Origin of the sequence: Ectothiorhodospira shaposhnikovii, from assembly GCF_016584105.1 — a bacterium.
Lineage (GTDB): Bacteria > Pseudomonadota > Gammaproteobacteria > Ectothiorhodospirales > Ectothiorhodospiraceae > Ectothiorhodospira > Ectothiorhodospira shaposhnikovii.
The window spans coordinates 1-22,296 of the sequence record NZ_NRSM01000005.1 but is presented as its reverse complement, the minus strand read 5'-3'; the positions used below and the strand labels follow the sequence as shown (position 1 = coordinate 22,296).

The 22,296-nt window shown below is 62.6% G+C and carries 19 protein-coding genes; 11 read left to right on the top strand and 8 right to left on the bottom strand.

Annotation, left to right across the window (positions count from 1 at the left end; translation table 11 throughout):
* The first annotated feature begins 8 nt into the window (after window positions 1-8).
* The gene (locus CKO35_RS04020; protein ID WP_242467006.1) at window positions 9-1,151 is read left to right on the top strand and encodes a class I SAM-dependent methyltransferase; all 1,143 of its coding nucleotides are present in this window, start codon (window positions 9-11) and stop codon (window positions 1,149-1,151) included.
* Here the strand turns inward: CKO35_RS04020 and CKO35_RS04015 are convergent.
* Together CKO35_RS04015 and CKO35_RS04010 are read right to left on the bottom strand one after the other, a co-directional pair.
* Window positions 1,141-3,597: a glycosyltransferase family 2 protein gene (locus CKO35_RS04015; RefSeq protein WP_338031745.1), complete on the bottom strand. Its 2,457-nt coding sequence runs from the start codon at window positions 3,595-3,597 to the stop codon at window positions 1,141-1,143. The genes CKO35_RS04020 and CKO35_RS04015 overlap by 11 nt on opposite strands.
* A complete protein-coding gene (locus CKO35_RS04010) occupies window positions 3,594-5,561 on the bottom strand; it encodes a glycosyltransferase (RefSeq protein WP_200172905.1) in 1,968 nt (655 codons plus the stop codon). Before CKO35_RS04010 ends, CKO35_RS04015 begins: the two co-directional genes overlap by 4 nt.
* A 262-nt stretch (window positions 5,562-5,823) precedes the next feature.
* Here CKO35_RS04010 and CKO35_RS04005 point away from each other — a divergent pair, with 262 nt between their 5' ends.
* From CKO35_RS04005 to CKO35_RS03980, 6 genes are all read left to right on the top strand, one after another.
* The gene (locus tag CKO35_RS04005) at window positions 5,824-6,837 is read left to right on the top strand and encodes a sulfotransferase family 2 domain-containing protein (protein ID WP_200172903.1); all 1,014 of its coding nucleotides are present in this window, start codon (window positions 5,824-5,826) and stop codon (window positions 6,835-6,837) included.
* A 103-nt stretch (window positions 6,838-6,940) separates the two neighbouring features.
* On the top strand, window positions 6,941-8,083 hold the full coding sequence (locus CKO35_RS04000; protein WP_200172901.1) for a glycosyltransferase family 2 protein: 1,143 nt from the start codon (window positions 6,941-6,943) through the stop codon (window positions 8,081-8,083).
* Window positions 8,084-8,350: 267 nt separating this feature from the next.
* Complete coding sequence (locus tag CKO35_RS03995; RefSeq protein WP_200172900.1) at window positions 8,351-9,001, top strand: CmcI family methyltransferase; 651 nt, start codon at window positions 8,351-8,353, stop codon at window positions 8,999-9,001.
* A gap of 51 nt (window positions 9,002-9,052) precedes the next feature.
* A complete protein-coding gene (locus CKO35_RS03990; RefSeq protein WP_200172898.1) occupies window positions 9,053-9,976 on the top strand; it encodes a radical SAM/SPASM domain-containing protein in 924 nt (307 codons plus the stop codon).
* A 44-nt stretch (window positions 9,977-10,020) separates the two neighbouring features.
* Window positions 10,021-10,782, top strand: coding sequence for a glycosyltransferase family 2 protein (locus tag CKO35_RS03985; protein ID WP_200172896.1), 762 nt, complete (start codon window positions 10,021-10,023; stop codon window positions 10,780-10,782).
* A complete protein-coding gene (locus CKO35_RS03980; protein WP_200172894.1) occupies window positions 10,769-12,379 on the top strand; it encodes a hypothetical protein in 1,611 nt (536 codons plus the stop codon). The genes CKO35_RS03985 and CKO35_RS03980 overlap by 14 nt, the downstream gene beginning before the upstream one ends.
* Here the strand turns inward: CKO35_RS03980 and CKO35_RS03975 are convergent.
* The 5 genes from CKO35_RS03975 to CKO35_RS03955 form a co-directional block, all read right to left on the bottom strand.
* A complete protein-coding gene (locus tag CKO35_RS03975; protein WP_200172893.1) occupies window positions 12,331-13,077 on the bottom strand; it encodes a TVP38/TMEM64 family protein in 747 nt (248 codons plus the stop codon). The two genes, CKO35_RS03980 and CKO35_RS03975, sit on opposite strands and share 49 nt — an antisense overlap.
* Window positions 13,074-14,228 (bottom strand): glycosyltransferase family protein, encoded by a 1,155-nt coding sequence (locus CKO35_RS03970; protein WP_200172891.1) that lies wholly within the window; start codon window positions 14,226-14,228, stop codon window positions 13,074-13,076. The genes CKO35_RS03975 and CKO35_RS03970 overlap by 4 nt, the downstream gene beginning before the upstream one ends.
* Window positions 14,225-15,499 (bottom strand): methyltransferase domain-containing protein, encoded by a 1,275-nt coding sequence (locus CKO35_RS18310; protein WP_200172889.1) that lies wholly within the window; start codon window positions 15,497-15,499, stop codon window positions 14,225-14,227. The genes CKO35_RS03970 and CKO35_RS18310 overlap by 4 nt, the downstream gene beginning before the upstream one ends.
* A 92-nt stretch (window positions 15,500-15,591) precedes the next feature.
* Window positions 15,592-17,625 carry a tetratricopeptide repeat protein gene (locus tag CKO35_RS03960; protein ID WP_200172887.1) on the bottom strand — a complete coding sequence of 678 codons (2,034 nt, stop codon included), beginning with the start codon at window positions 17,623-17,625 and terminating at the stop codon, window positions 15,592-15,594.
* A gap of 7 nt (window positions 17,626-17,632) precedes the next feature.
* Entirely contained in the window at window positions 17,633-18,592 is a 960-nt protein-coding gene (locus CKO35_RS03955) for a peptidylprolyl isomerase (protein ID WP_242467005.1), read from the bottom strand.
* A gap of 380 nt (window positions 18,593-18,972) precedes the next feature.
* Between CKO35_RS03955 and CKO35_RS03950 the strand changes: the two genes are divergently transcribed.
* The 3 genes from CKO35_RS03950 to CKO35_RS03940 are packed head-to-tail and all read left to right on the top strand — an operon-like array spanning window position 18,973 to window position 21,396.
* The gene (locus CKO35_RS03950) at window positions 18,973-19,500 is read left to right on the top strand and encodes a hypothetical protein (protein WP_200172885.1); all 528 of its coding nucleotides are present in this window, start codon (window positions 18,973-18,975) and stop codon (window positions 19,498-19,500) included.
* 1 nt (window position 19,501) lies between these two features.
* Window positions 19,502-20,323 carry a polysaccharide deacetylase family protein gene (locus CKO35_RS03945; RefSeq protein WP_200172883.1) on the top strand — a complete coding sequence of 274 codons (822 nt, stop codon included), beginning with the start codon at window positions 19,502-19,504 and terminating at the stop codon, window positions 20,321-20,323.
* Between the two features lie 5 nt (window positions 20,324-20,328).
* Entirely contained in the window at window positions 20,329-21,396 is a 1,068-nt protein-coding gene (locus tag CKO35_RS03940; RefSeq protein WP_200172882.1) for a hypothetical protein, read from the top strand.
* 87 nt (window positions 21,397-21,483) lie between these two features.
* Here the strand turns inward: CKO35_RS03940 and CKO35_RS03935 are convergent, their stop codons facing one another.
* Window positions 21,484-21,693: an Rpn family recombination-promoting nuclease/putative transposase gene (locus CKO35_RS03935; protein WP_274600789.1), complete on the bottom strand. Its 210-nt coding sequence runs from the start codon at window positions 21,691-21,693 to the stop codon at window positions 21,484-21,486.
* Between the two features lie 119 nt (window positions 21,694-21,812).
* Here CKO35_RS03935 and CKO35_RS03930 point away from each other — a divergent pair.
* A partial coding sequence (locus CKO35_RS03930) for an Rpn family recombination-promoting nuclease/putative transposase (protein WP_200172878.1) occupies window positions 21,813-22,296 on the top strand: 484 nt, incomplete at its 3' end.

Here is a 22,296-nt window from a genome sequence, read left to right as displayed (position 1 = left end):
TGACGGACATGACCACACTTGAACACCTGGCCCACGGTCTGTGTGAAGACGCTCGCATCAGGCACAGTATCCGGCGGCATTGCTCCCCTCTCCCGCCAGAGGCCGAAGCACCCGATCTGGATACCCGTATCCCTCCGGGTTGCCAGATGCTGGGACACTCCCTGCGCCATCATCAGGACCCCAACGCCGCGGTGAGCCAGTATTTCAACGTGGCCCTGCAGCAATATCACGCCGTCCGGCAGATACTGCACCATCTGCACGGGCCCACCCCCCCGATGTTCCTGGACTTTGCCTGCGGTTACGGCAGGCTGCTCCGGTTCCTGCGCCATGCCTTGCCCGCTTCTCACCTGCATGCGGCGGAAATCCAGGAAGCAGCGGTACGTTACGTGACCGACCATTTCGGAATACCGGCGATGCGGTCCACACCGGACCCGAAAGATTTTCACCCACCTCGGCACTTCGACGTCATCTGGGTCGCCTCCCTGTTTTCCCACCTCCCCGAACCCCTGTTCCTGGCATGGCTGGAGCGGTTGTACGGCCTGCTCACCCCGGACGGCATCCTGTGCTTCAGTGTTCACGACCGCAGTCTGCTGCCGCCGGGGCTCGACATGCCCGACTCCGGCATCCTGTTCGGCGAAGGCAGCGAAATACCCGAACTGGGACCGGCGCTTTACGGCACGGCCTATGTCAGTGAATCCTTCGTGGCCCGGGCAATCGAGCGGGTGGCCGGAAGCGGTCATCCCTGGGTAAGGCTGCCCAAGAGTCTGGCCCAGGAACAGGATATCTACGTCCTTTCCCGCAACCCGGAGCGGGCACTGACCGCCCTGCAGGGCTTCCGGCGAGGCCCCTGGGGCTGGGTTGATGAGCGCCGCCGGGACGGGGCGGGCCTCTATCTGAGAGGCTGGGCCGCCTCCCTGGACGACGGCCCGCTGGACCAGGTGGAGATCCGGATCGACGGCACCCTGCACGCTTGCCCGGTAGCAGACATGCGCCAGGACGTGGCAGACCATTTCCAGGACCCGCGCCTGGCTGGATCGGGCTGGTCATTCCACCTGTCCCTGGCGGCGGAAACGCCGCCGCTGCATGTGGAAGTGAGCGCCCGCGACGAGCGGGGGGAAAGGGCCCTGCTCTATACCGGCATCATGGCCTGAGGGACTGCCCCGGAAGAAGGTGACGGGGCATCCGGGCGAGTGCGAAGTCCTCCCGGTCAAGACTGAGATTGGGATTGTAGGCAGGGTCATGCAGTAATCCCTGCCCCCAGCGATCCAGCATCACCCGAACCTCACCGGCAAAACGCCGCTGCTTCTCCGGGGTATCCTCGTAACCCCGCGTGGCGGACTCGTGATGATAGAGCTCCGCATAGGGCGTCCAGAGATTGCGGTACCCGCGGTCACGCACCTTGATGCAGAAATCGATGTCATTGAAGGCCACGGCCAGGTGCTGTTCATCCAGGCCTCCCACCTCCATGAACACCTCCCGACGCACCGCCAGACAGGCGGCCGTCACTGCGGAATAGTTCTGGATCAGGCTGGTGCGCCCGAAATACCCCGTCCTGCCCCGGGGCAGACCCTTGAAGGCATGCCCCGCCACCCCGCCGATGCCCAACACCACGCCACCGTGCTGCAGGGTATCGTCCGGATACCAAAGCCGCGCCCCCACCGCACCGATTTCGGGCCGCATGGCGTGGCCCACCATCTCCCGCAACCAGTCGGGCTGGATGATCTCCACGTCATTATTGAGCAGGACCAGCACCTCGCCATGGGCCTCGGCGGCGGCGCGGTTATTCAGGGCGGAAAAATTGAAGGGCCGGTCATCACGAATCACCTTGATCCGCCCCTGCCGCTCAAGACCCGACAGATACCCCAGCACAGCGGGATCATCACTGCCGTTGTCCACCACCAGAATCTCCATGTCGGGATAATCCGTGCGATGGAGCAGCGTCTCCAGACAACGGGTCAACAACACCAACCCATTGCGGGTGGGCACGATGACGCTCACCTTCGGCACCGGATCAGGCAGGGCGTAACGAATCCGCCACATGCCCGGACATTCCTCGGCCTCCATGACTTCGCCCTGCACGCCACGTCGTGCAAGGTGCTCCGTCAACGCCCTGCGGGCACTATCACGGGCGTAGTCCTTGACCCCGGCTTCAAGCGCCTCGCTCCCCGCCACCGCACGCCAGTGATACAGGATACGCGGGATATGGACCACGGATTCCGCCGACAGATTCTCAATTACCCTGAGCAACAGATCATAGTCCTGACTGCCCTCGAATCCTTCCCGGAAACCACCCACCCGCCGAACCAGGTCGGCGCGATACACGCACAGGTGATTCACATAATTCTGGCTGCCGAGCAGGTCCGGATTCCAATCGGGCTTGAAGTAAGGGTCATAATGGTGGCCACGATCATCCACCTTGTCCTCATCGGAATAGATCAGGCCCACGCCAGGCCTTTCATCGATCGTCCGGGCCACCCAGTAGAGGGCGTCCTCGGTGAGCAGATCATCGTGATCCATCAACACCACATAGTCCCCGCGGGCCAGGGACAGAGCGGAATTGGAGGCGGCGGAAATATGGCCATTACACTCCCGCCAGATCACGCGGACCCTGTCGTCCCGCTGCGAGAACTCCGTCAGCACCTCCCGAGTGCCCTCCCGGGTGGAGGCATCATCGGCCACGCACAACTCCCAATGGGGATAGAGCTGTTCCCGCAAGCTATCCAGGGTCTGCCGCAACAGGGCCGGATCGGTATTGAAAACCGGCATCACCACGGACAGCAGGGGTGGATTTGACATCGCCCCGACCCATTCGACCATCCGGCGACGCTCGGCATCGTCCGGTCTGCCGTGATGCTGCCACCACAGGGCGTACTCCCCGCGGGCCTGCTCAGGCTGAGGCGATGCTGCCGAAGCCGGGGCCTCCAGGAAAATCGAAGCCCCCGGCTGAGCCAGCCTTCGCAGCACCTCCCGCCAGCCTTCCCGGACCAGCAGGGCGCGCAACCGGGCCAGACGCATCCGCACCAGGGCGGGCTCACGCAGAAAGCGCCAGCCCCTGAACACCCCCCCCCTGATCAGGCGCACGGGCAAAGTCATCCTGCGACCGACCCTGAAACTGAGCGAACCCGCCACCGATTCAAAATGGGTGCGCCAGTGCACCATGGCAACCTCGGTTTCATGCAGTCTTGCCTGGGTCAGCCGCAGGCAAGACTGAGTTTCCTCCAGAATTGCCGACTTCTCGGCCAAATTCGCCGCCGTCTCACCTGCAGTGGACTCAAGACGCCGCAGGTCTTCGCGCATGCCGCCAATGGTGACTGCCTGCTCCCGAGCCCTCGCATGATCAGCCACCAATGTACGCCCCCAGTTCCTCAACTGATTGCCGGTCGCATCGCGGGCATCCCGCCCCGTCACCTCGGAAAGCAACTGCAGAAGTTCATGACGCTGCATGAGCAACACACCGCGATCCGGCGGTTCCCGGTAGTAATGCGGCATGCCCAGGTCCGGCAGTTTCGCATCCTTCGAAGCGGCGACGTCAGGCGGTATCAACGCAACGGACAGATACTGCTCACGCCAACGGGCGGTCTGATCAATGGACGTCACGAGGTGGATTCTCCCAACAGGGACAGGATGGCATCGTTCCAGATGCGGGCATCATCATCAGGGTTCAGCAGTACCGCCCGCTCGACGCCTGCCAGACGTTCCAGCATGGCTCCCCGGGCGGATGCCACCAGGGGCAGGCCGCTCTGCAAGCCTTCAGTCAGGGTGTAGGACCAGGTCTCGGGAGCCTGGGAAGGGAACAGCATCACGTCCGCCTGCTCGGCCGTGATCAGGGCGCGAACCTGATCACGGGGATAAGGCCCGGTACAGCTCACCGGCAACTCCTCGCCCCCCAGCATCGGTCGTTCGAACCAGCCCAGCACCCGATATTCCATGGGCAAGGCCCGATTTCTTGCATCCCAGGCGCAGCGTGTCAGGAGATCCAGCCCCTTGGCGGGGTTGATCACTCCGAGCACGAGCACCTTGAAGGGCCTCCCGGACCGGATCGAGGGAGGCGGGTCCACCGCCCGTGACATGGCCTTGTCGGAAGGAGGCAGTTCGGGGGCAGGCTCGACCATGCCCGCCAGCTCGGGATGGGGCGCCAGACAGTAGTTGGCATCCGGAAAATAATATTGCACGCGGGCCAGGGTGATCCGTGAAGGCACGAAGACCCGGTCCGCCCCCACCAGCCAGTGACCGAACAGGCGCCGCCAGCTCTCGATATCCAGCCCCCAGGGCGCCGGTCGCACTGAGAGACAGCGGGCGCAGCCCGCTTCATCCGGCTCTCCACAGAAATGACCATGTTCGTCGGTCAGATTGTACTGAGGACAGACCGGGTAATGGTCATGCACGGTGAAATCCCATGGCACCCCCAGAATCTCCGGCAGATCCAGGATGCAACGAGGGACCTCAAGGATGTGATGCACATGGATGCGTCCCACAGCCAGCCAACGCAGCAAGTTCACCAGAATGTCCTGTTCCTGGGGCATGCGGAACCACAGGGAAAAATCCTCTTCCCCCGGACGCAACCAGCGCAGTCGCATCACGTCATGGCCATCCTGAGCGATGGACAGCAACTCAATGTCACGATCCAGGATCCTGGCCATGTCCATCAGGTGCTGTTCCACCCCACCACCCTGACGATGGGTGATGGCCAGCACCCGGGGTCTCGTGGAAGCCTGCAGACGCGCCAGATCCAGACGGCGGCGCATGACCCGCTGGGGATCTTCGGCCACATGAGCGGCCACCAGCGCATCGTAGTCCGGATGTTTCTCGCGCATGGCCTGAGTGGCCCGGGTCTGCCAGTATCCCGCGCTCTCCCCAAAGGAGCTTCCCCCCGCATGCCACACGAATACGCCACCGCACAGACGGTGCTCATACTCTTGCTGGACCGCGCGTCGGCAAAAATCGTTTTCCTCCCCGTAACCCCGGCCGAAGCTTCGCGCGTCAAAATAACCCGTGGCCTCCAGACAATCCCGGCGAATGTACATGCAGAATCCCACCGCCGTGGGCACCGTCACGCTCATGCCGGCATTGAGGCGGGCACACAGACGATCCATCGCCTCGGCATCAAACCCTTCGGGCAGGGGATTATCAGCCATGAAACGGGGATAACTGGCCAGGGTGGCATTATTGGACAGGGGGGTCACCGTACCGGTGACGGGATGCGCCCAGGCACAGTCCCGAAGCCGATCCAGCCAGTCTCCATAAACCAGGGTATCGCTGTTGAGCAGTACCACATCCCGGTCGGGATGCAGGGACATGCCCCGATTCACGGAGCGGACAAACCCCTGATTGGCCCGATTGCGTACCAGCTCGATACGCCCGGTCCCGGCCAGTTCATCCAGCCACCGACACAAATCCGGCTCCGGCGATGCATCATCCACCACCACCAGCGTCCAGGGATTCCTGCAACGGGATGCCAACACACTCTCGATGCATGCCCTGGTCAGCTGTCCGTTGCGGTAGACAGGCACGATGACATCCACAGGGGATTGCCTGAAGTCCTTTGAAGTGATGGTCTGCATAACGATTCTCGGGTCATCCCGGGAGCCGGCCGGCATCGGAGCTCACGAGAAAAGGACTTGATCTGGATCCAGATTGGGAAGGGTAATCACCTGACGGACTTGCCTGTACGTTCTGTGCCAAGGGATGAGGCCGATGGGCACCCGAAGGCGCCCTATTCCACCGTTTGTGAGCGGTTTCGTCAACAGCAATCCCCGTTCATCGCAACACCAGATTAAAAATTAGGCTAGAATAGTCCGCTTTTGGAGATCAGCGACTCAAGCCATGCCCAGGAGCAATGATCTATTCTTCATCCACATCCCGAAAACGGCGGGAACCAGTCTGCGGCATGGCCTGGCCACCCTGCCCGAATTGAAACTCATCTGCGATTACGGGCATGGAAATCCGCTAACCGCGAAAATGCTGAAACGCTTCGCCCAGGATGGGTGCACAACACGGCTGCTTTCGGAGTTGCCGGCAGACAAGTCGGTCATCTTCTGCGGGCATGTCCATTACAGCAAATACGCCCACCTCGTACCTTCGGAGCGCACCCTGGCCCTGGTACGAAATCCCATCGAACGCCTGGTGTCCGAATACCAGCACCTCGCGCGCAGACAATCCACGGCCTCCCGGGAATTCGGCATTTTCATCCGTGAGAAGCAGCATCAGAACCTGCAATACAGAGTGTTAAAGGGCCTGAATATCCATCACGCCCTGATCGGTCTCAGTACGCATTACGAGGATTATGCAGGGATGGTGCGGCATCGCATCGGCATCAATATCCCTTGCCTGGCAAAGAACAGGACACCCCGGCGGGATGTTCAGCAACGTCATTATCTTCGACAGGAAGACATCAACACCGCATTCGAACTCAACACCACAGAGCTGGGGTTGTTTTTCGATATTGCCGAAACCTTCCAGAAAAAACTTCAGCAAATGGGCAAACGCATCTGCACATCAACAGCATGGCATGGTGATCTTACCCTGAGCCTTGAGAATGACCAGATGCTCACTGGCTCGCTTCCCGCCCTGGATAATGACAGCCTGTTCCCGGTACTGGATATCAACGGTCAGCCGCGGGCAATCGCCGCGGCGAAGAAAACCAAAGGGAAACTCACGGATGTGGCCACATTCAACTTCCAGTATCCGATCTCGTTGCTGGGCGCGGCCCCTGGTGACACCATTGGCGTTTCCCTGCTTGGCATCCCTGACTCAAGGCGTGCTCTCGTCGTACCGAAACCGTCGATACCTCAACCCAGAACACCCCAGCGCCTTGTCCAATGGCTGATCAATACATGACGGATCTGCATCCATCAGTGATGAAGAACCATACGTGCTGATGTAGTTTCGCGGCACCGCCCAGGCTTGTCCAACCCTATCAAGCACTCAGGATCTTGACGTCATGCAGCCCCGCATCGCCGTCGCGGCGATCTTCAAGAACGAACTGCCCTATGTACTCGAATGGGTGGCCTACTATCGCTGTCTGGGAGTAGACCGCATCATTATCGGCGACAACGTCAGCGACGACGGCACCAGCGAACTGCTTGAAGCCCTGGATCTCGCAGGCATCATTGATCGCCTGCACGCTCCGCGTATCGGGGACACGGCGCCACAGGCGCCCTGCTATCGGAAGATCATCGAAAAATACAGGGACGAGATGGATCTCATCCTGTTTGTCGACGCAGACGAATTTCTGGTTGCCACCAACACCGACAACCCGATCGACCAGCTCCGCCGACTGTATTCATCCACGCCGGACCTGGGGGCCGTGGCCATCAACTGGCGGGTATTCGGCTCCAGCGGGCAGCATTTTCAAGCACCGGGCCTGGTACTTGAACGCTTTTACCGTTGCTCGGAGCCAGGGCACGAAAAGAATTGTCATATCAAGACCGCCGTCAATCCCCGCAAGGCCGGCAGAATGAACATTCATGAATGTGAACTCAGCAAGGGGCGTTACTATACCCCGTCCGGGAGAGTGGCAAGATTTTCCAACGGAGCCAGCTTCTCGCCCTTTACTCATGATGTTGACGATTCAAGCATGGTCATCAACCACTATGTCATCAAGTCGTGGCAGGAAAACATGACCAGAAAGTGCAACAAGGGCTCGGCGGCTGGATCCGCCAAGCGCCAAAAGGGTGAAGCCTACTTCAGGTCACATGACCTGAATTCCTGCCAATGGCACGCCCCGCAGGCACTCCTGAAAACCGTCAAGCAGCAGATGGAAGACATCACCACGCAACTCGGGCGCAACACCCCCTATTACCACTACGGTTACGGCGCCGCGAATATCGACGGGGATCATGTCAGCGGCTGGGCGGTATCGGATTATACGGGCCCCATCCAGGTCAAGATTCTCATTGACGGCTCCCACGAAAGAATCACCCATGTCCAGTTGCCTCGCCCCGATGTCGTCAGACATGGTCTGTCCAAACAGCTCGAATGCGGATTTCGCACCACCCTGCCCTCAAGACACAGCCCGGAAAAGGAGACCATCGCACGAATTTACGGCTCCAGCGTCTTCCTGAACATCAGTCAGAACCGTTGACCTTCCCCCGGCAGGAGGTTGTCAGGGAATTATTCCGTCCCTCGCACGAAAACGAGAGTCCGGAATGCCCGGTCCATGACTGGATTGCCGCCTGTGCGGGAAGGGCTGGCTCGGAACCTCATGAGCCAGAACCCTGGTGCATAACCCAAGGCGGCGGCCAAGCCTACACCATTGTCGGCAGAGCGGTTACCATACCCTCCCGTTCAGATATTGCCGGCCTGGACCACATGCCCCCGCGTTTGCTTCAGGCCATCAGGAGGCCATGACTTGAATCCCCAGGAAAAAACCGTCACCGACGCATTTCATCGTCTCTACTACGATGGCCCCGAGGGGGAAGGTCAGCGCTTTCTGCAGACCCGCTGGATGGGAGTACCCACGCTGAAGTGTCCACTGGACCTGTGGATCTATCAGGAACTGCTGCACGACATCCGCCCCGACCTCGTCATTGAGACGGGCACCCATAGCGGCGGCAGCGCCCTGTTCCTGGCCCACCTCATGGATATTCTGGGCCGGGGAGAGGTCTGGACCATCGACCTGCACGTCTACCCCGATCGGCCCAACCACCCCCGCATCCGCTACTTCCAGGGTTCAAGCACCGACCCCAAGCTCCTGCCAGCGGCATTGAAAACACGCCCGGCGGACGAAACCCGGATGGTCATCCTGGACTCGGATCACAGTCAGGCCCATGTGACCCGGGAACTGGCACTATATGCCCCTCATGTAAGCCCCGGCAGCTACCTGATCGTGGAAGACACCAACGTCAACGGCCATCCGGTCTACCCGGAATTCGGCCCAGGACCCGCCGAGGCGGTACAGACATTTCTGGCAACTCATCCCGATTTCAGTGTGGATACCCAGTGCGAAAAACTGCTGCTGAGCTTCAACCCGGGAGGCTACCTGCGACGTCAGCCCGCCTGAAACGCGTCTCCTGCAGCACGACGACGTTCACCCACCGGCCGCGGACCCCCCATGCCAGTCAACAGCATCTACACCTTTCATTTCGATATCGTCCACGGCTGCCAGCTCCGCTGCCTGGGCTGCCCCAACGCCACGCTGGCACCCAAGGTGGAACGCATCAGCGAGGCGGATTTCCGCCGCTGCCTGGGCAACGTCGACGTGCGCCGCATTCACACCCTGCGCCTGTTCAACTTCGGCGAACCCCTGTTGCACAAGGAGCTCTCCCTGCTGGTGGCGGCCATTCCCGAACAGAAATGGAAGGTTTCCATCGTGGAACTCTCCACCAATGCCCAGCATGTCTACTGGGACGATTTTGAAGCCATGATGAAACTGGAGGTGGTGAACCGTATCGCGGTGAGCTGCGACGGTGACGGCACCCCGGAGGAATATGAACGTCTGCGCCCTCCCTCCCGCTGGGAGCGGTTGCTGGAGTTTCTTGAACGCACCCGCGCCCTGCGGGATCGCTGGTCACCTGCCACCCAGCTCATCACGCGCACCATCATACGTACCCGGGAAGACCGGCAACGCTGGGAGCGAGTACTGCTGCCCCGGGGATGGACCCCCGAGTTCAGACACTGGATGAATCTGCCCCAGTCCTCCCAGAACCTCACCGGGCGTCCGCCGCAGATCCCCGAAGGCGTCTGCTTTTTCCTGGCCGAACCGGAAGCCTTCTCATCCCACCCGTGGGGCGGCGAGATACGATTCCTGCACGTGGACCACGACGGCACCGTCGTCCCCTGCTGCGCCCATCCCAGGGCAGGTGTGCTGGGCAATCTCAAGCATGAGCCCTACAGCCGGATCGTCACCGGCAAGGCCCGTGGCGAGCTCGTGGCACTGATGGCCAGGGACCGTAAACGAATGCCTGTCTGCGGACAATGCGAGATGGGGCCAGTGGGACAGGAAGGCCCTTCCTTCAGCTCCGGGCAGGGAAACTAAATCCCGTTCGCCGAGCCAGATCACACCAACACGCGAATACGGACATGTTAGAAGGCAACAAGATCGTCGTGGTGCTGCCGGCCTACAACGCCGCCCGCACCCTGGAAAAAACCTGGCGGGAGCTGCCCCGCCCCCTGATCGATGACGTGGTACTGGTAGACGATGCCAGTGACGACGAGACGCTGGCCCTGGCCCATGACCTGGGTATTCCCCATATCGTGCGACACCCGGTCAACCGGGGTTACGGCGCCAACCAGAAGACGTGTTACCGTTACGCCATGGACCTGGGGGCCGACATTGTCATCATGCTCCACCCCGACTACCAGTACACCCCCAAGCTCATCCCTGCCATGGCATCCATCATCGCCAGCGGCCTGTATCCGGTGGTACTGGGCTCGCGCATTCTGGGCAATGGCGCACTCCCGGGCGGCATGCCTCGCTACAAATATGTGGCCAACCGGGCGCTGACCGCCTTCCAGAACCTGTGCACCGGCGCCAAGCTCTCCGAATACCATACCGGCTACCGGGCCTTTTCCGCACGGGTACTCCGAGAAATTCCCTTCGAACACAATGCAGATGGCTTCATCTTCGACAACCAGATGCTGTGCCAGATCATTCAGGCGGGCCATGGAATCGCCGAGGTCACCTGTCCCACCCGGTATTTTCCCGAGGCCTCCTCCATCAGGCTGATCCCCAGCACGATCTACGGCCTGGGCGTGGTGGACATGTCGGTCCGTCACCTGCTGCACCGCACCGGACTCCTGGCATGCCCCTTGTACCGGGGACTGAACGATGCCCGTGAATGACCTTCGGCAAGCAGCCACCCGCTGGCTGCCCTGGATCGCCATCCTGGGGATAGCTCTGGCCCTCAGAACCTGGCAGCTGCGCACCCAGTTGCTGGCAGATGACGAATGGCATGCCCTGCACCAGATCATGGCTGCGGGACCGGCCCACATCTTCACCCATTTCGGTCACGCCGATCACAGCATACCGCTGACCCTTCTGTATCAATGGCTTGCCCAGGGGCCGGGACTGACCGAGTGGACGCTCAGATTGCCGCTGCTGATCGCCGGTCTGGTTTCCGTGATGTTGATCCCGTGGCTGCTGCGGGGGCTGGCCCGAACCGACGAGAAACTGATACTGGCCGGCTTGCTGGCCATCTCTCCCCTGCTGGTCTACTACAGCCGTACCGCCCGCCCCTATGCCCTGTCGGTACTACTGGCCGTTGCGGCCATCCTGGCGTTTCGCTGGTGGTGGCTGCAGGGAGATCGACGCTGGGCCCTGGCCTATTCGGCCTGCACGGCCCTGGCCGCCTGGCTTCACCCGATCACGCTGGCGGCCACCGCCGCTCCCTTTGCCTACCAGGGCCTGCCAGCCCTGATCCGCTGGTTCACCCGACAGGACGCCGGTGATCTGCTGCGCCTCATCTACCTGGGTCTGGCCACCCTGGCACTTCTGCTGATACTGCTGGGGCCTCCCCTGTACATGGACTTCCAGAGCCTGAGCGGGAAAAGCGGCGTGCATCAGGTGACATGGAGTTCATTCGGGCAGACTCTGTCACTGTTTGCAGGCTCCGCCCATCTGCCCCTGCTGTGGGGGTGGCTGGGGCTGGCGGCCCTGGGACTGGGGATCCTGGCCCGCAGGGACCCGGATGCCGCCGCCTATCTCGGGTTCATCCTCGTCATCGCCACTGCCCTGGTGATCCATACCGACGGTGCCTGGATTCATCACCCGCTGGTACTGGCCCGCTACCTGCTGCCGCTGCTGCCACTGCTACTGATCCCGGTGGCCATCGCCCTTGCCGGGCTGACCCGGCCACTGCCGGTGGCCCTCCGGGCGGGGCTGCTTGCCGGAATACTGGCTCTGTTCTATCTGGGTGGACCGCTGCCCGCCCAGTACCATCAGGGCATCAACCAGTTCACCGGTCACATGGCCTACCAGTTCGACTACGACTGGGAACGCAACCTCTACAATCGTCAATTGGCCCGCGAAACCCTGCCGGATTTTCATCATCGACTGGCCGAAATACCCCCGGGTCAAGTCACCCTGATCCAGGCACCCTGGTATATCGAGTGGCACTGGAACAACTGGTACCTGCAGCAACGCGTTCACCAGCAGCACATCCGTGCCGGGATGGTCAGCGGGCTTTGCGCGGAGCAGGCCTTCGGGGAATACTCCCCGGATCAGCACGGGATTCGTCTGCGCCACATGGTGCACCTTGGCGACCTGGCCCCCGGCAGCGGTCACGGCGACTATCTGGTCATCGACCACAGACCGCCACGGGAAGGCGCGCGCCCCATCCCCGGTTTCGGACACTGCGTAGAAATACTGCGTCAGCGGCTGGGCGACCCGATCTACCGGGACGAGGAACTGGAAGTGTTCGACCTCTCGGGGTCGGACTGAGCCGACACCACGGGCCGACGCCGGCGCAAGGCCCCCGCCAGCAGAACCATGGCCGCCAGTGCCAGCGAGGGCCAGAGAATGACCGGCTCCAGCAACACCCCGGGACCAGGCAACACCCCTTGATCCAGATGCCGACCCAGCCCGCTGCCAATCAAGGTCAGAGCCAGCGTGGAAGGCAGCAGCCCCACCACCGTGGTCCAAAGAAACACCCGGCCACGCACCCCCAGCAGGGCAACCGCCACATTGACGGCTGAAAAAGGAAAAATCGGGATCAGACGCAACAGCAGCAGATAACGCACGCCGTCACCCCCGAAGGCCCGGCACACCCGTCGATAACGGCCGCCCCCCCGATTCAACAGCCAGGCACCCAGGGAGGAGCGCACCGCCAGGAAAGTCACCACACCACCCAGCGTCGCCCCGACCATGGAAAGCAAGGACCCTGTCAGCACGCCAAACAGATAGCCACCAGCCATGGACAACACCATTCCACCCGGCAACGCCAGGGCAATGGCCAAGGCGTAGACCGACACGAACAGCAACCCGGCCAGCAACGGGCTCCTCCCCGCCTGCACCCGCAACCACTCATGGTATTCAAGCAGCAGTTCAGCCGGACCCAGCCCCTGGACCCAGGCCAACGCAGCCACCGACAGTGCCAGGGCCACCAGCACGACCAAAGGCCACCATCGGCGCGGACTCATGGACGTAACAACCGGTCATAACAGGCCGTCACCGGCGGCATCACCGGGGTCGCCGACAAACCGGCAGCCGCCCGTGCGGCGGCCCGATGCCAGGCCTCGCGCCCGGCCTCCGTCAGCAACATCATTGCCTGTGACAGCCAGGCCTCATCCTCGTTTCCGTCAGACAACACCCACCCCGCTCCCGAGGCACATACCCGCTCAGCCAGCGCCCCCATGGCCGGAACCAGAGCCGGTAAACCGCAAGCCCAGGCCTCGTCCAGCGTCAGCGACCAGGTTTCCGGCCCCACCCCGGGGAACGCGGCCACCGACACCCCGTAGGTATCCAGGATCTCGGGCAGCCGAGGCAACGAGTAGCTGCCATGAACCATGAGATACCCGTCCATCAGTGCCTGGGGCCCCCCGTGGCGCAGGGTGTCGCCAATAACCACCCACCGCAGGGGCAGGCTCCGCTGCCGGCTCAGCTCGGCAAGACGTTCCACCCTGAGGCCCCCCTTTTCCACTCCCAAGGCCCCGATCACTGCGATTGACAGGGGGGCCGCCGGAGATCGGGCCACCTCCGGGCGATGAAAGGGCGGACGATAGGCATGCTCCGCCACATCCAGCGACAGAGAGGGAAAGTGCCGGGCCATGACATCCCGCACGTAAGCGGTGGGACAGGCCACAAAACGGGCACGGGACAGCCAGGTGGCATGCCGGTAACGGCGCCAGAACAGGTGGCCGCGGATGGCCGGTTCCCGGCGCAGACAGGCCTTGCACAAGCCTGAATCCGTGGGCGCATCACAATAGCGATGCTCCGGCGTCACCAGATGGATGCGCGGACATACCCAGTAGAAATCATGCACCGTCACACCAAATGGCAGGCCGCTGCCCAACAACGCCTGGCGCAGGCGCCCGGGGTCGCCCACCGGATGATGCAGGTGGCAGGCATCAATGCCCAGCTCACCGGACAGACGGGTGAGCGGATTGCCCCACCCCTGCCTCACGGACCTGCCCTCATCGCCTGGGTCACGGGGGTCCAGCAACCGCCATTCCTCCTTCCCGGCCTTCAGCAGCCAGTGGCGGAACCCTTCCACCCGGGTCAACTCACGGACATGGCTTTCCACGCCGCCGCCACGGTCATGGAGAATGTGCAGCAAGACCGGCAACATCATCCTTCCTCCGGCTTTCGCAACACCAGACAGGCATTATCCTCCCATGCCCAGGTACGATTTACCGCCCAGAGACTGTCCAGTCCCTGCCGCAAGGCTTGCTGGGCCTCCAGCTGCCGTTCCAGGCAGCGCTCCAATCGACGTGCATGGGCCTCGGCCCGCTCCAGCCGCTCAACCACATCCCGTCCCGGACAGATCCCCAGTCGGCGCAACCCCCAACGCCACAGGCGGCGAATCCGGCCATCCGGGCGGATCATCCCGGCTGGCTCAACGGAAGGAGCCGGCATGGACGGGAACCCGGGTGGTTCAGGATCGAACCGGGGCACCGCCCTGCCCTGACCGCCCGACAACACCTCCAGACCCGCACCTCGCGCCATCAGTGCCACCAACTCCGGGTGATAGAAACGCACATGCTCCGGATCGCGCCAGAACCCCAGCAACTGGCTGCGAATGGACTCCGGATCCGGAAAGGTCAGCACCAGCATGCCCCCGGGGCTGAGTACCCGGGCCGCTCCCTGAATCAGCCGCTCCGCCGCGGACACCGGCAGGTGTTCAATGAAATGGGAGCAGTACAGGCCGTCATAGCGCTCGGTCGTTTGTTCCAGAAACTCGACGGCATCCGCCTGATGCACGGTCAGGCCCAACCCCCGGGCGTACCGAACCGCCGCCTCGTTGCGCTCCACCCCTTCACCAGTGATCCCCTTGCCCGCCAGCAACTGCAGGAAGATCCCCGGTCCGCAGGCCACGTCCAGCACCCGCCTGCATTGCTTGAAATGAGCGACATGGGGCATCTGGATATGCTCCAGCATGCCCTGGTCACGCAATCCGAACTCGTAGGCGGCATAATCCTGACCTCGACCTTCCGGAACCTGCTCCATGGCCCGTTCACAGGCCGCCTGAAAAGACAGGGCCGGGGGAAGCAGACGCGGCCCCAGATCGGGAATGACCCGGGCAATCCCGTCGACCACCGCATCATCCGCGGGACGCAGGGCATGGACATAACCCAAGGCATCAGTCAACAGGGAAGCCTGGGGTCCTTCCAGCAAACGTACCAGGGAGGCAGTCAGATCCACCAACACCGGATACCCCAACAACGCCGCCACACGGATCAGGTCCAGATTCCACGGTGCCGGCATGGGGACGTACACCAGATCCACCCGCCGATCCAGCAACAGCGAGGTGAACGACGGTCGCCACTGGGGCTGATGCCAGTGGGAAAGCGCCGTCAGTGTAGGCGTGGCGGGCTTGAGCCTTTGAAACAAGGACTGGGACACGCCGGACGGCGCGTCCCCATCAATACAGACATGGATACACTGAAGGCCGGGCGATTCAATCTCGCCCAACCTCCCAGAATCACCCAGACACGCTATACGCATTGCCACAGGCGGCGCAGACACTCGTCAACGGACTCAGCCAGCTTGGCCGCATCCGTCAACCGGGAGCGGGCCACCAGATCCGGCAACCGGGTCCGCCAGTCAGACAGGGCCTGCCGGTCCCTCGCCAGGGATTCAGCCAGATGCACGAACTGCACTTCATCCACGGCCACCCATTGGCCACAACCGGCGGCCCGCAGGCACGCAGCCCCCAGGCGTGCAATCTGCAACTCCCCGACCAGGGAGACCGCGGGCACGCCGGCCAGCAATGCCCCGGCCAGCACATAGCCGGCAGAAACCCCTGGGGCATCCAGCATTACATCCATGCTGGCAAGGGCTGCATCGGAGGCATCACCCCGCAGCTCCACCCGCCGGGAATCAATCCCCGCCGCGGTCAGTCGTACCCGCAGGGCCTCGGCCACCTGATCCACCGACCAGAGCGGGTGCGCCAGCCGCAGGCTTGCCTCGGGCACGGACTCCAGCACCCGACCCCACAGCCGCAGACAGTCATCGGACAGGGCCTCGGGGCCTTGAAGACTGCCGAAGACCGGGTTGCCACCCCCCTCCCTCGGAATAGCCCTGGCCGGTGCGCACCACAACACACCGGCCTCGGGCAGACGAACCACAGTTTCGGCATAATCCGCCTCAGCCCCCTCGGGCACCAGCGTGGCGTCTGCCAGCAAGGCGTCGTAGAGTTCCGGGATGGCCAGACCGGGATAACCCCAGGACAGCATCAGGGGCGTCGGGCGCCTGAGCAGCGCGGGAACCAAACCGGCACCATGACGGACACTGAAATGTCCCAGCACATCCAGCACCACGTCGACCTCGTCTTCAGCCAGACGATGGGCCAGCGCCTCCTCGTCGAGACCAGCGACGGCATGCCACTGCAGCGCCTCCGTACCGTCGTTCTCCGGGGCCTCGGCGGCCCCATAGACATGCACGGCACCGAAGGTGGACAGGGCACGCAACAACGGCAGCACACGGAAGCGGGCATCGGGGGTCCGGGGGTCCGGCAGCAGACAGGCCAGCTTCAGGGGGCGGTCAGGATCACGGTCAGCCACCTCCGGACGGGCGGGCGGCGTGCTGCCCCGGCCCTGCAACTGATACCAGCGGGCATGAACATCCCGCCAACCCCGTGCATCAAGGCCGGGGGCGGCGTGCAGACCCACAACCGCCTCCGCGGCGCGGGCCGGGTCATCCGGCCCCATATCCAGGAACCGGCGATAATGATCGGCCGCCTCGCCATGGCGTCCAAGCTGCATCAGGATCACCGCCATCTGCAGGTGAGCCTCACCGTAGCGGGGGTTGCGGACCAGGACGGTCGTGAAGGCCTCCAGGGCCTGCGACAGCCGCCCCCGCAAGGCCATGAGGCTGCCCAGGGTCAACTGGGGCGCGCCGCTGTCCGGCACCAGCCGGTCGGCCTCCCGCGCATGGTCTTCCGCCTCATCAAGGCGATCAAGCCGCATCAGTGCCACCGCCAGATTGTTGTGGGCGGGGCCATGGTCGGGCCGGACGGAGAGCACCCGCTCGAAGGCTTCCACCGCCGCCTCGTGTTTCCCAAGGGCCAGCAACTGGTTACCGGCACCGTAATGCAGTTCATGGGCATCGGGCTGCAACTTGAGAGCCGTGTCGTAGGCCATGAGCGCGTCGCCCGGCAACCCCTGATCCGCCAGCACACCGGCCAGGTTTGCGTGCAGATTGACATTACGCGGTTCCTGACCCAGTGCCTTGAGCAGGAATCCAGCCGCCCGGTCCAGATGGCCCGCCCGCCAGCTCACCAGCCCCATCACATGGTTGGCCTGGGCATGATCCGGCCGGGCGGCAAGAATCTGGGCACAAAGATGGGCCGCATGATCCAGGCGCCCCGCTTGCAAGTGATCCGCGGCCACCCTCATCACGGCCCGGTCATCCACCTCCGGAGCCTGACGCAGCTGGAGATCCCGGGTGACCTGCTCGCGGAGCATGCAGCAGTGCTTGTACTTGCGCCCACTCCCGCAGGGACAGGGGTCATTTCTGTTCGAGGACATGGAAACACTACCTTTGCGATGAATGACGCAGGGATTCCACCAGTTGCTCCACTGCGTCCCAGTGTACCGTGGCGGTGGGGCGTTCACGGATCGCCTGGGCATGGTCGGCACGCAGGGTCTGGACACGCTCGCGCAGGGCGGCCTCCACCAGGCGGCCCTCCACCTCATCGAAGGCAAGCTGACGCTCGGGCTGGTGTTCTTCCACCAGAATCAGGTGATAGCCAAAACGGGTCTCGACAGGCTCCCCCACCACACCGGGGGTCTGGGAAAAGGCAGCCTCCTCGAAGGCGGGCACCATGCGCCCTCGACCAAAAACCCCAAGATCACCGCCGCGTGCGGCACTACCGGGGTCTTCTGAATGAGTCTCGGCCAGCTCGGCAAACTGCTCCGGCGCATCCTTCAGGCGCTCATGGAGGGCCTGTGCCTGCGCCAGAGCCTCTTCATCGGTGCGATCCTGGAGGCGGATCAGGATATGCCGGGCCCTGACCTGCTCGGGTACACGAAACTGGCCGCGATCGGCCGTGTAGCGTTCCAGGGCAAGCTGCCTGACACCATCCATGTCCACCTCGGCATCCAGTTCGCGCAGACGTGCCCGAGCCAGGACAATTTCCCGCCGCTGCCGCAGCCGGGCCTCGGACACCGGGTCCGAGTCGGCAGTCTCGGCTGCCGGCAGGCTGGCCAGGATCTCGGTGGCTTGCTCCGGCGACAGTTCATCGGCAATCATCCGGTTCAAGAACAGGCTGTCCAGGATCTGGTGAACTGTCATCTCGCTCACCTGGGAGCGATCACGTCCCGGTGGCATGGCTGCCAACACGGCCTCGACATCCGCCACGGTCACCGTCACATCCCCGTCCTGGATCAGCACGGTATCCAGAGGCATGTGATCGGAAGCCGACGCGGCATTGAGCAGGAAGAAGGGCACCGCCAGAAGCAGGGCATACGCAAGACGCAAGGCAGGTGAAGCCATGACGGAAAGATACCTCCTGATGCTGCGAAAAACGGAAGGAAAAAGGGATTTCAGGGGTCTGGAGGGTAGCAGGATCGCCGGGAGGCGCTCAAGAGAGAGGCAGGATCGGGCGGCATCCTGCCGCCCTGTAACTTGGAGAAGTGCCTGCTGATGCGCCACCACCCAGGGTACGTGCCGGGCGCTTGTCAAGCGGGGTGGGGCTCCCCAAGTCCGGCGGCCGCATCATGCAGCACGCAGGACTTACCGGAGTATAACTGAAATCATGCCCTGGAACACCCGATTGCCACGGGATGCCCTCATCTTTTATTCATCAATTCTGCAACATCCCAACCTGATTCGTATGCGATAATCAAAGTCATTTGCGCCCAACGATCATGCCCATGCTCAAACGCAATCTCCCCGTCCCCTCCAGACACGATCCGAAACTGGATTTCCTGAGCATCACCGAGGTGAGCAACGGTGGCTTCTTTGCCGGTGAACTTTTCCAACGCAAATTCGGCCACGCCCCACCCGATTATCCCAGACACCTGGTCGCCTTCTATCGGAACGGCAACGGAGAGCATCTGGCACTGGGTTACCTGCACCTGCTCGCCATGGGAAACGTCGTCCTGGTGGGAGGCGCCTGCACCGACGACCGTGTCCTGCGCCGGATGAGCCGGGACGAGCGGCAGCAACTGAAAATGGCCGGCGGCGTCATGTTCAACCTGCTGCGTCATGCCTTTACCCATTATCCGGAATATATCGCCTTCTTTGGCAATGTGGGCAATCCGCAGGCCGAGGCCGTGGATCTCCGGGCCGGGTTCGTTCACACCCACATCCCCCGGCTTCTGGTGTACTTCCCCCGCCCTCTCTCACGCTGGCGCCGGCAGCGTCTGATCAACCAGGTGGCCAGGATGGGGACCTTCTGACATGGGCGTAACCGTCCCGGTACTCACCTATCATTCGATGCGCGCCGGTCATGATGCCTATGCAGAAAACGACCACACGGCACTGACCGAAGACCTGGAACTGATCCATCGCCTGGGCCTGCGTATCCTGCCCCTGGAAACCCTGGTGGAACATCTGCTGCTGGGCCGGCTGCACGAGTGCACCGGCAGCGTATGCCTCAGCTTCGATGACGGCCCGGACCTGGACTGGCGCGATATTCCACACCCCCAGTTCGGCCTGCAAAAAGGGATGGCCCGTATCCTGAGGGAATTTGCATCACGCACGAAGCGGGCGGATGTCCACGCCACCGCCTTCGTCATCGCCGGCCCCGAAGCCCGGCGCACCCTTGACCGCACCTGCATGCTGGGCCTGGGCTGGTGGGAAGACAACTGGTGGCCCCAGGCGCGGCAACAGGGAATGAGCATCGGCAACCATAGCTGGGACCATAACCACGCCACCCTGACCCACTTCACGCCAGGTTGCGGAGAACCGGGGTCATTCAACGGGATCGACAGCTACAGTGCCTGCGACCTGCAGATCCGGCAGGCCGCAGATTACATCGACACCCGCCTGGGCCATCGGCAGTGTCGCCTTCTGGCCTACCCCTTCGGAGAGTACAGCGAATACCTGATCCACGAATACCTGCCGCACCATCAACACGAACACCGGCAGATCGCGGGATTCACCACTGCCGGTGAACCGGTACACGCGCACGCCAACCGGTGGTGCCTGCCCAGATTCGTCTGTGGAGACCACTGGCGGTCCCCGGAAGAACTCGCCAGCATTCTCCTGGGCCGCGCATAGTCATCATGCCGGGATACATCGACGACATACTCCGGATGGAGCATCACATCAGGCTCACGGGCTGGGCCATCTGCGCCGACGGCGCCCCCGTGAGTACCCTTTCCGTCCAGGCGGACGGCCGGGACATCAGCGGCATTGAATGCCAACGGTTCCCAAGGCCCGATGTTCGCCAGGTATTCCCCCATGCCAGCCAGCCCTGCGGCTTCAGCATCCTGATTCCACTCACGCCCCTGGTGGCAACGTGCGGGCAGCTATGTGTCAGGGGCTGGGATGAAGCCGAAGGCAGGGCATTCTTTCTGCAGACCGAAGCGGCCCCGGCCCAGGTTTCGCGGGAGAGGCATCATATCAGCCGGATCCAGGTCCGCAGACGATTGCGCCGCCGGGGCTATTACGGCTTTTCAACGCTAAAGGAGGACAGGGCTCATCTTTGCCGGCAGGCGCGCCGACCAGGCAAACGGTACACCATCAAACCCGATTACAATGGGGATCTGCCGGCAACCTATCGGAGGCTCCATGAAACCTACCTCGGGCATCCCGACATTCATGGCACACTCTATCTGCCCGGATTCAGGGAAAGGCGTCATGGCCTGAATATCCTCGAATATGTCGAAGGGGAAATCCTGCCCTGGTCCGAGGACCCTGCCTCTCCAGCGTATGGCGGACGCCTGATCCCACCGGACACCTGCGAGACCGTCATCCACTTATCAGAAGCGCTGAACCTGCTTGAGGTCCACACCGATTTCTACTGGAAGAACTTCGTTTTCCGGCCCGATGGCAGCGTGGCCATCATAGACTGGGAAGCGATGGAACCCTGTACCGATTCCAACGAACGACTGGCCTACCTTTACTGTCTGATGTTCAACCACCCGGAATGGCAAAACACCCTGCTCGGAATGGCCAGATCCCGTGGCATCATCCAGGAAGAGAACTTCCGAATCCAGCTCCGGCAAAAATCCCAACGTTTTCTTGACCAATGGGCAGATCATCCGACCCTGGCGGAGACACAGGCCGGAATCCATCGACAGGCATCCGACCATCGGGAATTCCAGCGCCTTTGGAAAAAGGGATGCTGACTTGGGGGCCTGCCCCCTATCTCCTGCTATCTCCTCCTCACCGGCACGCCCATCCCCTTCAGTGGGACCGGTCCGACCTCAGCACTTTCACCTCGGCCAGAGACAGGCCCGTGGCCTGGGCGATCTGCTCGTCTGTGAGCAGATCCAGCTGTACAACACCACCGGGAAGATCGGCGGCATTCCCTTGCGGGCCGTCGTCACTTTGGTCTTGATCAGGTGATCGTAGAAGCAGGCCACGTAATGCAACATCCGGATCGGCGGGCGATGATCCACCGTGGACTGGAACTCCAGCAGCAGGTAGACGAAATGATGCCTGAACGGTAATCCCGGGGTCGTTCACGGGAAGCGTTCATGCGAGGCATGTGGCAGGCCTCTATCGGTTACCCTACCCCCTTCCCCAAAATACCGCAAAAACCATGGGCAACACCCTCCCCAATCCCCACGACACCCTGTTCAAGGCCCTGCTCGAAGACCCCGAACGGGCCGGTGCCCTGCTGCGCGAGAGCCTTCCCAAGGCCCTCACCGACAAGATGGCCGGTGATCCCCAACCCGTGGATGGTTCCTTCATCGACGAGAACCTGCGCGGCACCCACAGTGACCGGCTGTTCCAGGTGCCCCTAAGGGATGGCCGCAGCGCCTTCATCTACACCCTCATCGAGCACAAGTCCTGGCCTGACATGGGGGCGCCCCTGCAACTGATGGGCTACCGCCACCGCATCTGGACCCGCTACGCCCAGGACAAACCGGAACGACTGCGCAAGCTGCCGCCCATCATCACTCTGCTGGTCTACCATGGCCGGACCCCATGGAACGTGCCCACCCGGCTGATCGACTGCATCGATGCCGACGAGGATCTGCTGGCACTGCAACGGGATGGCGGCTATGCGGTCAAAGACCTCA

What these genes read in the sequence shown, in the direction of transcription:
- CKO35_RS03950 (WP_200172885.1), top strand. Translation starts at nt 18,973, where the DNA reads ATGCTCAAACGCAATCTCCCCGTCCCCTCCAGACACGATCCGAAACTG.
- CKO35_RS03980 (WP_200172894.1), top strand. Translation starts at nt 10,769, where the DNA reads ATGCCCGTGAATGACCTTCGGCAAGCAGCCACCCGCTGGCTGCCCTGG.
- CKO35_RS03970 (WP_200172891.1), bottom strand. Translation starts at nt 14,228, where the DNA reads ATGATGTTGCCGGTCTTGCTGCACATTCTCCATGACCGTGGCGGCGGC.
- CKO35_RS03955 (WP_242467005.1), bottom strand. Translation starts at nt 18,592, where the DNA reads ATGGCTTCACCTGCCTTGCGTCTTGCGTATGCCCTGCTTCTGGCGGTG.
- CKO35_RS04020 (WP_242467006.1), top strand. Translation starts at nt 9, where the DNA reads ATGACCACACTTGAACACCTGGCCCACGGTCTGTGTGAAGACGCTCGC.
- CKO35_RS03945 (WP_200172883.1), top strand. Translation starts at nt 19,502, where the DNA reads ATGGGCGTAACCGTCCCGGTACTCACCTATCATTCGATGCGCGCCGGT.
- CKO35_RS04000 (WP_200172901.1), top strand. Translation starts at nt 6,941, where the DNA reads ATGCAGCCCCGCATCGCCGTCGCGGCGATCTTCAAGAACGAACTGCCC.
- CKO35_RS03975 (WP_200172893.1), bottom strand. Translation starts at nt 13,077, where the DNA reads ATGAGTCCGCGCCGATGGTGGCCTTTGGTCGTGCTGGTGGCCCTGGCA.
- CKO35_RS03940 (WP_200172882.1), top strand. Translation starts at nt 20,329, where the DNA reads ATGCCGGGATACATCGACGACATACTCCGGATGGAGCATCACATCAGG.
- CKO35_RS04005 (WP_200172903.1), top strand. Translation starts at nt 5,824, where the DNA reads ATGCCCAGGAGCAATGATCTATTCTTCATCCACATCCCGAAAACGGCG.
- CKO35_RS03990 (WP_200172898.1), top strand. Translation starts at nt 9,053, where the DNA reads ATGCCAGTCAACAGCATCTACACCTTTCATTTCGATATCGTCCACGGC.
- CKO35_RS03985 (WP_200172896.1), top strand. Translation starts at nt 10,021, where the DNA reads ATGTTAGAAGGCAACAAGATCGTCGTGGTGCTGCCGGCCTACAACGCC.
- CKO35_RS04010 (WP_200172905.1), bottom strand. Translation starts at nt 5,561, where the DNA reads ATGCAGACCATCACTTCAAAGGACTTCAGGCAATCCCCTGTGGATGTC.
- CKO35_RS03960 (WP_200172887.1), bottom strand. Translation starts at nt 17,625, where the DNA reads ATGTCCTCGAACAGAAATGACCCCTGTCCCTGCGGGAGTGGGCGCAAG.